The sequence below is a fragment of the Phaeovulum sp. genome (assembly GCF_041596715.1).
GTDB lineage: Bacteria > Pseudomonadota > Alphaproteobacteria > Rhodobacterales > Rhodobacteraceae > UBA6213.
The window spans coordinates 1-7,994 of record NZ_JBFHIA010000148.1 but is presented as its reverse complement, the minus strand read 5'-3'; the positions used below and the strand labels follow the sequence as shown (position 1 = coordinate 7,994).

At 62.4% G+C, this 7,994-nt stretch carries 8 protein-coding genes; 4 read left to right on the top strand and 4 right to left on the bottom strand.

Features of this window, described 5'->3' with window-relative positions:
• The first annotated feature begins 1 nt into the window (after position 1).
• Positions 2-1,054 carry a low specificity L-threonine aldolase gene (locus ABY403_RS10835; protein ID WP_372840823.1) on the top strand — a complete coding sequence of 351 codons (1,053 nt, stop codon included), beginning with the start codon at positions 2-4 and terminating at the stop codon, positions 1,052-1,054.
• On the opposite strand, the gene ABY403_RS10830 is transcribed toward ABY403_RS10835, so the two are convergent.
• Entirely contained in the window at positions 1,041-1,835 is a 795-nt protein-coding gene (locus ABY403_RS10830) for an alpha/beta fold hydrolase (protein WP_372840822.1), read from the bottom strand. The genes ABY403_RS10835 and ABY403_RS10830 overlap by 14 nt on opposite strands.
• Positions 1,835-2,446, bottom strand: coding sequence for a 2-hydroxychromene-2-carboxylate isomerase (locus tag ABY403_RS10825; RefSeq protein ID WP_372840824.1), 612 nt, complete (start codon positions 2,444-2,446; stop codon positions 1,835-1,837). Before ABY403_RS10825 ends, ABY403_RS10830 begins: the two co-directional genes overlap by 1 nt.
• A gap of 128 nt (positions 2,447-2,574) precedes the next feature.
• Between ABY403_RS10825 and ABY403_RS10820 the strand changes: the two genes are divergently transcribed.
• Together ABY403_RS10820 and ABY403_RS10815 are read left to right on the top strand one after the other, a co-directional pair.
• A complete protein-coding gene (locus ABY403_RS10820) occupies positions 2,575-3,594 on the top strand; it encodes a ribose-phosphate pyrophosphokinase (RefSeq protein WP_372840820.1) in 1,020 nt (339 codons plus the stop codon).
• Between the two features lie 43 nt (positions 3,595-3,637).
• Complete coding sequence (locus tag ABY403_RS10815) at positions 3,638-4,384, top strand: esterase/lipase family protein (protein ID WP_372840819.1); 747 nt, start codon at positions 3,638-3,640, stop codon at positions 4,382-4,384.
• 91 nt (positions 4,385-4,475) lie between these two features.
• Here ABY403_RS10815 and ABY403_RS10810 read toward each other — a convergent pair whose 3' ends face one another.
• Positions 4,476-4,898: a DUF1489 family protein gene (locus ABY403_RS10810; protein ID WP_372840818.1), complete on the bottom strand. Its 423-nt coding sequence runs from the start codon at positions 4,896-4,898 to the stop codon at positions 4,476-4,478.
• A 124-nt stretch (positions 4,899-5,022) separates the two neighbouring features.
• Between ABY403_RS10810 and ABY403_RS10805 the strand changes: the two genes are divergently transcribed.
• Positions 5,023-7,287 carry an adenosylcobalamin-dependent ribonucleoside-diphosphate reductase gene (locus tag ABY403_RS10805; RefSeq protein ID WP_372840817.1) on the top strand — a complete coding sequence of 755 codons (2,265 nt, stop codon included), beginning with the start codon at positions 5,023-5,025 and terminating at the stop codon, positions 7,285-7,287.
• Between the two features lie 218 nt (positions 7,288-7,505).
• Here ABY403_RS10805 and ABY403_RS10800 read toward each other — a convergent pair whose 3' ends face one another.
• Entirely contained in the window at positions 7,506-7,766 is a 261-nt protein-coding gene (locus ABY403_RS10800) for a hypothetical protein (protein ID WP_372840816.1), read from the bottom strand.
• Positions 7,767-7,994: the final 228 nt, after the last annotated feature.

Here is a 7,994-nt window from a genome sequence, read left to right as displayed (position 1 = left end):
AATGAACTTCGCCTCTGACAATACCTCTGCCGCCGCACCCGAGATTCTTGCAGCCGTTATCGCCGCCAACAGCGGTTATGCGATGCCCTATGGCAATGACCCTATCATGGAGCAGGTGCGCGCCCGGCTGCGCGAGGTGTTCGAGGCGCCTGAAGCTGCGGTCTATCTGGTTGCCACCGGCACCGCGGCCAACGCGCTGTCTTGCGCTGTTCTTACCCCGCCGTGGGGCGCGATCTTCTGCCACCGCAACGCCCATATCGAAGAGGATGAATGCGGCGCGCCAGAGTTTTACACCGGCGGCTCGAAGCTGATTCTGGTCGATGGCGCGCATGCCAAGATGACGCCCGCGGGCTTGAGCGAGGCGATTTCCTTTACCGGGCGCTCGGGTGTGCACAATGTGCAGCGCGGCATGGTCAGCATTACCAACTCTACCGAACAAGGCGCGGTTTACAGCGCCGCCGAAGTGGCCGCGTTGTGCAGCGTTGCCAAGGGCTTTGGCTTGCCGGTGCACCTTGATGGCGCGCGCTTTGCCAACGCCATCGCCGCGACGAAGGCCAGCCCCGCCGACATGACATGGCGCGCGGGTGTTGATGTGGTGTCGTTCGGCGGCACCAAGAACGGCTGCCTCGGGGTCGAGGCGGTAATCATTTTCGATCCGGCAAAGGCGTGGGAGTTTGAACTGCGGCGCAAGCGGGCAGGGCACCTCTTTTCAAAGCATCGCTTCCTTTCGGCGCAGATGCTGGCCTATCTCGAAAGTGGGCTTTGGTTGCGGCTTGCCGAGCAAGCAAACGCCTTGGCGGCGCGGCTTTCGGCGGGGATTCTGACCGTGCCCGGCGCGCATCTGGTGCACCCAACCGAGGCCAACGCGGTTTTTGCAAGTTTTTCGCGCGCAGGGCACCGGCGCGCGCATGAAGGGGGGGCCGCGTATTACCTCTGGCCCTTTGATCAGTCGCTGCAAGGGCCGGATGATGCGCTGCTGGCCGCGCGGCTGGTGTGCAGCTGGTCCACCACCGAGGATGATGTGGACGGATTGCTGGCGCTTATTCGCGGTTAAGGTTCAACGCGATCAGGTCGGCTACCTGTGCGGGGTGGGTGACCGGCAGCATGTGCCCTGCGCCCGGCACCACCGCCAACCCGACATCGGGCAGCCGCGCGGCGATGGCCTCGCAAATTGTGGCCATCACCGCGGGGCTGTTGGCACCGCGGATCAGCATCACCGGCGCATCGATCGCCTCGAGCCCCCCATCGCGCAAAATGCGCGCGGTATCGGTAAAATTGGCCTCGCCCCCCGCCAGCACCAGCGGCATCTGCGCGCTAAAGGCGGCGCGCGCGCGCGGGTCGAGCTTTTCCCAAGGCTGCCCGGCCCCCCACTGCGCCACGAAAGCGCGGGCGGCCGCCTCGGCCTCGCCCGCCGCGATCATGTTGCGGAAGCGCTCGTTGTCATCGGCTTGGGCTGCAAACTCGGGCGTGCCTGCGGCGGCGACAAACAGCACCGGTTCGATCAGGGTCAGGCTGCGCACGGCCTCGGGGGCTGCCACGGCAAGGCGCAGCGCGACCGAAGCACCGAAGGAATGGCCAATCAGGTCAAGCGGGCGGTCGATGAAACTTGCCGCAATCCGCGTGACATCGCCGTGGTAATCGCTACCCATCCAAGGCCCGCTTTGGCCGTGGCCGGGCATATCGAACGCGGTGAAGGCAAGCTGTGGCAGCCGCGCCGCCACGCCCGCCCAAGCGCCCGAATGTGCAAGCGTGCAGTGAATGGCCAGTGCCGGGCGCGCCCCCGCGCCAAAGACTTGCGAAAAGACCTTGTGGCCCGCCCTATCCTCAAGTGGCATCAAAGCCCCGCAAGATGGTCTTCAAGCATCTCAAGCCGGTCCTGCCCCCAGAACCGCGCATCGGTTTCGCGCACGATATAGAAGGGGGAGCCGAACACGCCCCGTTCTACAGCCTTCTCAAGATTGCGGGCATAGGTTTCGGCACCGATGAAAAGGCCGCTATCGGCCAGTTCCGGGTCAAAACCATGCGCGGCCAACTGCTCGCGGATCACCGCATCGTCGGCCACGTCTTTTTGCTCGGCCCATGCGGCGCGGAGAAAGCCCTGCACAAGACCGCCAAGGTCGCCCCCCGCACCCTTTGCCGCCGCCGCTTGTGCCGCAATGATCGCATAGGCGGCAGGGGCCGGGTTGGTTGGCACATGCGCGGGTTTGAGGTTGAACGGCATCCCCAGCTTTGCCGCCCAACGCGGCAGATCCTGTGCCCGGTATTCCTGCCGCGAGGGATGGCGCGCAGCAGGTGCCGTGCCGCCGGTGCGCGCAAACAGGGCAATCACATCAAGCGGATGATATTCCACGCTCGCACCCTGCCGCGCGGCGATTTCCTCTAGTCGATTGCCCGCAAGATAGGTCCAGGGCGAGATCACGGTGAAAAAGTAGTCGATATGCGCCATCTCGCGCGCCCCCATCGTCGCTTGCATTTGCGGGCAGGCTAGCCCGGTGCTAAGGCAGGCGCAATCGCCCGAATCCTGCAAGTCGGCGGCACCGCATTCGCCCCGACCACCTCCCGAGGAGTTGCCCCATGCCTGCCATGACCGAACCCAAGCTGATTTCCGGCAATGCCAACCGGCCTCTCGCCTCGGCCATTGCGCGCCGAATGTCGATGCATCGGGGCATGAATGTCGGGCTGGTCGAAGCGCGGGTCGAACGATTCAACGACGGTGAGATCTTTGTGGAAGTGTTCGAGAATGTGCGTGGCGAGGATATGTACATCATCCAATCCACCTCGAACCCGGCCAATGACAACTTGATGGAGCTGCTGATCATGGCAGATGCGCTGCGCCGGTCGTCGGCTGCACGCATCTCGGCGGTGATCCCCTATTTCGGCTATGCGCGCCAAGATCGCCGCGCCAAGGCCCGCACGCCAATCTCGGCCAAGCTGGTGGCGAATCTTTTGACCGAGGCGGGCGTGGACCGGGTGTTGACGCTTGATCTGCACGCCGCGCAGATTCAGGGGTTTTTCGATATTCCGGTGGACAACCTTTATGCTTCGCCGGTGTTCGGGCTGGATATCAAGCATCACTTCGCAGATCAGCTTTCCGACATCATGGTGGTTTCGCCCGACGTGGGCGGCGTGGCGCGGGCGCGCGATCTTGCGCAGCGCATCGGCGCACCTCTGGCTATCGTTGACAAGCGCCGGGAAAAAGCGGGCGAAGTGGCCGGCATGACCGTGATCGGCGATGTCACCGACAAGAAGTGCCTGATCGTCGATGACATCTGCGATACCGCAGGAACACTGGTTAAAGCAGCCGATCTGCTGATGGAAAGCGGCGCGACCGAGGTGCATAGCTACATCACGCATGGCGTGCTTTCCGGCCCCGCAGTCGAGCGGATCAAGAACTCGTCGATGAAATCGCTGGTCATCACCGACTCGATCGAACCCACGCCAGCAGTGCGCGCCTGCCCCAATATCCGCATCGTGCCAGTGGCACCCATGTTCGCGCAGGCGATCTTGAACATCTGGAACGGCACCTCTGTATCGTCGCTGTTTGAAACCGAAACGTTGGTGCCGATTTACGAAGGTATGTATTCGCGCGCCTGACGCGGCACTGGAAACGCGGCGCGGGCATGACTACATCGGGCTGATGTTGCGCCCCCTGTCACTTGCCCTTCTGTTTGTGTTGAGCAGCATCACTGCTGCCGAGGCGCGTTGCGTCGTGCTGTTGCATGGGCTGGCGCGATCGGACCTTTCGCTCATTTTGCTGGAAGGCGTGCTGAAGCGGCAGGGTTATCAGGTGGTGAACTCAGATTACCCATCGACCGAAGCGCCGCTGCAAGAACTGGTGGGCTATGTCGATGCCGCAATCGCCGAATGCCACGAGCCGGAGTCGGTTGATTTCGTCACCCATTCGATGGGCGGCATTTTGCTACGGGTCTGGGCGCTGAAGGGCGAGAACACCGCGCGCATCGGGCGCGCGGTGATGTTGGCCCCACCCAATCAGGGCTCGGAGTTCGCAGATCTGTTGATGCGCTCGGACACGCTGGCATGGCTGCGCGGGCCCTCGGCGATGCAATTGGCAACCGAGGGTGAAACGGCACTATCGCCGCGCCTTCCCGGCGTCGCATTCGAGCTGGGCGTGATCGCGGGTAACCGCAAGATCAACCCAATCGCATCGCTGCTGATTGACGGCGAGAATGATGGCATCGTCAGCGTTGAAAGCACCCGTGTTGAGGGGATGAATGACCATATCGTGCTGCCAGTCGCGCATACGACCATGGTCAACGACCCGCAGGTGATCTTTGAAGTGCAAAGCTTCTTGGCCAAGGGGCAGTTCGTGCCGGTGCCAAGCTGGCGCGAGGCCGTGAAAAGGCTGATCGACGGCAACTGGTAGGCGCTGGAAATCGCGTCCCTTTACCGGCCACGATTTAGCAAAACGACAAGTCATTAGCCGGTTGCACGGGCGGTTCGCGAACGGCCGCGTCTTAGCGCAGGCCGATGACGGACATCGCATCCAGCAAATCGCGCGGCAACGGGTCTGCGTGTTCGCGCCCACGCGGTAGATCGCGCGGCGCATCCTTGGGGCTGAGGTAGCGCCAGCCCTGAAACGGGCGGCGGGGTTGCGCCTCGGTGCGGATGATTTCGGGCGATAGGATCAGCGCGCACCGCAGAATACCATCCGCACCGCGACGCTCTTCTAGCCCAAGCAAGGTCTGGCGCGCCAGCACCGCGCCCTTGATGACCCAATAGAGCGATCCGCCAGCCAGCAGGCCCTCGGCGCGCTTGGGCCACATGCGGGTAACGTGCTGGGCTGGGCCGTCCGCATAGCGACTGCGCTGCCAGCTGAGAAGGTCTTCGACGCTTTTGGCGCCCACGCAAAGTTTGATGAGATGCAGCGTCTCGGTCATTTCGCCCCCGGTTCCCGGCGCACTATAGGGATTGCGGCCTGCGGAGCAATCGTTGACCTGCGCGCGGTGCGCGAGTATCGTGACCGCCCCTTGCAGCCGCATCCCCCAAATTGGACCGAACCCCATGAGCCGCTTCGCTGCCCCCATCGCCGAACAGATCTGGGATATGAAATACCGCCTGAAAGCAGTTGATGGCGCACCGCTTGACCTGACGGTCGAGGATAGCTGGCGGCGCGTGGCGCGGGCACTGGCCGAGGGCGAAGCCGAGCCTGCGCTGTGGGAGGCGCGCTTTTACGAGGCGCTGGAAGATTTCAAGTTCCTGCCAGCGGGGCGGATTGCTGCCGGGGCGGGGACCGGGCGCGCGGTGACGCTGTTCAACTGCTTCGTGATGGGCACGATTCCCGATTCGATGGGCGGCATTTTCGAGATGCTGAAGGAAGCGGCGCTGACCATGCAGCAAGGTGGCGGCATCGGCTATGATTTCTCGACAATCCGCCCGCGCGGCGCAGAGGTGAAGGGGGTCGCGGCAGATGCCTCTGGCCCGCTGAGCTTCATGGATGTGTGGGATGCGATGTGCCGCACGATCATGTCGGCAGGCAGTCGGCGCGGCGCAATGATGGCCACGATGCGCTGCGATCACCCCGACATCGAAGCCTTCATCGCCGCCAAGCAAGATGCGGCGCGGCTGCGGATGTTCAATCTGTCGGTGCTGGTGACCGACGATTTCATGGCGGCGGTCAAGGCCGACGGGCCGTGGGATCTGCGCTTTGGCGGCAAGGTCTATCATACGCTGAATGCGCGCGACCTCTGGGCGCGGATCATGCGCGCGACCTATGATTTCGCCGAGCCGGGGGTGATCTTCATCGACCGGATCAACGCGTTGAACAACCTGAGCTATTGCGAAACCATCGCAGCCACCAACCCCTGCGGCGAACAACCCCTGCCGCCCTATGGCGCGTGCCTTCTGGGCAGCATCAACCTTGCGCGGCTGGTAACGCAGCCTTTCGAGGACACAGCGGCGCTAGATTCCGGGGCGCTCGACCAGCTGGTGCGGGTGGCGGTGCGGATGATGGACAACGTTGTGGATGCCAGCCGCTTTCCACTGCCCCAGCAAGAGGCCGAGGCGCGCGCCAAGCGGCGGATCGGCCTTGGTGTGACCGGGCTTGCCGACGCGCTGTTGATGCTGGGCCTGCGCTATGGCAGCCCCGAGGCTGCGGCGCAGACCGAAGCGTGGATGCGCGCCATCGCCCGCGCGGCCTACCTCGCCTCGGTGGATCTTGCCCGCGAGAAGGGGCCGTTTCCGCTATTTGACGCCGAAAAGTTCCTTGCCTCGGGCAACATGGCCGCGATGGATGAGGATGTGCGCGCGGCGATCCGGGCGCATGGCATTCGCAACAGCCACCTGACCTCGGTCGCCCCCACCGGCACCATCAGCCTTTACGCAGGCAACGTCAGTTCCGGTATCGAGCCGGTCTTTGCCTATGGCTACACCCGCAAGGTGCTGCAACCCGATGGCAGCCGTACCGAAGAAGAGGTGGTCGATTACGCGGTGCAGATGTGGCGCGAGTTGCATGGCGATGCGCCCCTGCCGGACTGGTTCGTAAACGCGCAGACCCTGCCGCCTCTGGACCATGTGCGCATGCAAGCGGCGGCGCAGAAATGGGTCGATAGTTCGATCTCGAAAACCATCAATTGCCCCGCCGACATCGCCTTTGACGATTTTCAGCAGGTTTATATGGAAGCCTGGGATCAGGGCTGCAAAGGCTGCACTACTTACCGGCCAAACGCCGTGACAGGCTCGGTGCTAAGCGTCAACGAGGCTGCCGAAAAGGCACCCGAGCGCGACAGCGGTGCCGAGGTGGTGTATCTGACCGAACCGCTAGAGCGCCCGGCGTCGCTGGAGGGGGCTACTTACAAGCTGAAATGGCCGGGCAGCGAACACGCCATCTACATCACCGTCAACGACATCGTGCAGGGCGCGCATCGGCGGCCGTTCGAGGTGTTCATCAACTCCAAGAACATGGAGCATTTCGCCTGGACCGTGGCGCTGACGCGGATGATTTCGGCGGTGTTCCGGCGTGGCGGGGATATTTCGTTTGTGGTCGAAGAGTTGAAAGCGGTGTTCGACCCGCGCGGCGGCGCGTGGATGGAAGGCAAATATGTGCCCTCGATCCTTGCCGCGATCGGCGGGGTGATCGAGCGGCACCTGATCGCCATCGGCTTCATCGACGGCGAAGGGCTGGGCCTGAAGGTCGATCCGCGCGCGATGGCGCTGGCCGCCGACGGCACACCGCGCGCACCTGCGTGCCCCAACTGCGGCGCTTACGCGATGCGCATGGTCGAGGGCTGCATGGTTTGCAGCGATTGCGGCCATTCGAAATGCGGGTGATTTAGATTTGTAAAATGCCGCGATGTAGAAAACCGAGGCTGACCATAAAATAATAAGAACTATAATATCGCATGGCGCTGCGCGGGGCAGCGCCCGTGGTTTTATTTATGAAGTGTAGTGCGTATCGTAAACCGGGCGGCTTGCGGCAGTTTACAAACCGCCCGGCCTACTGGTCGGGCAAGCGCCTTAGCCGAAGCATCTGGCACCCCGTTGCCGTGTCAGTCGTTGCCTCCGCCATTGTCATTGGCGGGGTTCGGCTCGTTCAAGGCACTTACCTGATTGCCCAGATTGCCGTCGTTGTTTTGAACGAAATCGCTGACGACTTCGCCCCAAGTAAGGCCAGCGCCTTTGACTGCGGCGACGGCTTCCTTCACCGCCTTTCCTCCAGCACCAGGGCTGTCAGGTGCACCGGCATATGCCGACGAAACGCCGAATGCGGCCGCAACACAGGCAACCGCGAAAATCGGTTTGAGTTGCATAGAATATTCTCCCTGTTACTCCCTGAGGCAGCTTCGCCCCGTGTTAAAATTAGCACGATTCTAATTTAATTTCCTGCGTGATGCTCAAGCTTGGCAGAAAGTAGCCGAGTTTCGTGCGCTGGTTGCGCCGCTTTGAGGGGAAGCAGATGCTGATTGTATGGTGAAGTTTGAATAATTTATTACTTGTTTATAATTGTATTTTCCGAAAACTTTGGTTTTTCAAACCTT

Excerpts from the sequence above, each read along its gene's own strand:
- ABY403_RS10815 (WP_372840819.1), top strand. The coding sequence starts at position 3,638 with ATGTTGCGCCCCCTGTCACTTGCCCTTCTGTTTGTGTTGAGCAGCATC.
- ABY403_RS10810 (WP_372840818.1), bottom strand. The coding sequence starts at position 4,898 with ATGACCGAGACGCTGCATCTCATCAAACTTTGCGTGGGCGCCAAAAGC.
- ABY403_RS10825 (WP_372840824.1), bottom strand. The coding sequence starts at position 2,446 with ATGGCGCATATCGACTACTTTTTCACCGTGATCTCGCCCTGGACCTAT.
- ABY403_RS10830 (WP_372840822.1), bottom strand. The coding sequence starts at position 1,835 with ATGCCACTTGAGGATAGGGCGGGCCACAAGGTCTTTTCGCAAGTCTTT.
- ABY403_RS10820 (WP_372840820.1), top strand. The coding sequence starts at position 2,575 with ATGCCTGCCATGACCGAACCCAAGCTGATTTCCGGCAATGCCAACCGG.
- ABY403_RS10805 (WP_372840817.1), top strand. The coding sequence starts at position 5,023 with ATGAGCCGCTTCGCTGCCCCCATCGCCGAACAGATCTGGGATATGAAA.
- ABY403_RS10800 (WP_372840816.1), bottom strand. The coding sequence starts at position 7,766 with ATGCAACTCAAACCGATTTTCGCGGTTGCCTGTGTTGCGGCCGCATTC.
- ABY403_RS10835 (WP_372840823.1), top strand. The coding sequence starts at position 2 with ATGAACTTCGCCTCTGACAATACCTCTGCCGCCGCACCCGAGATTCTT.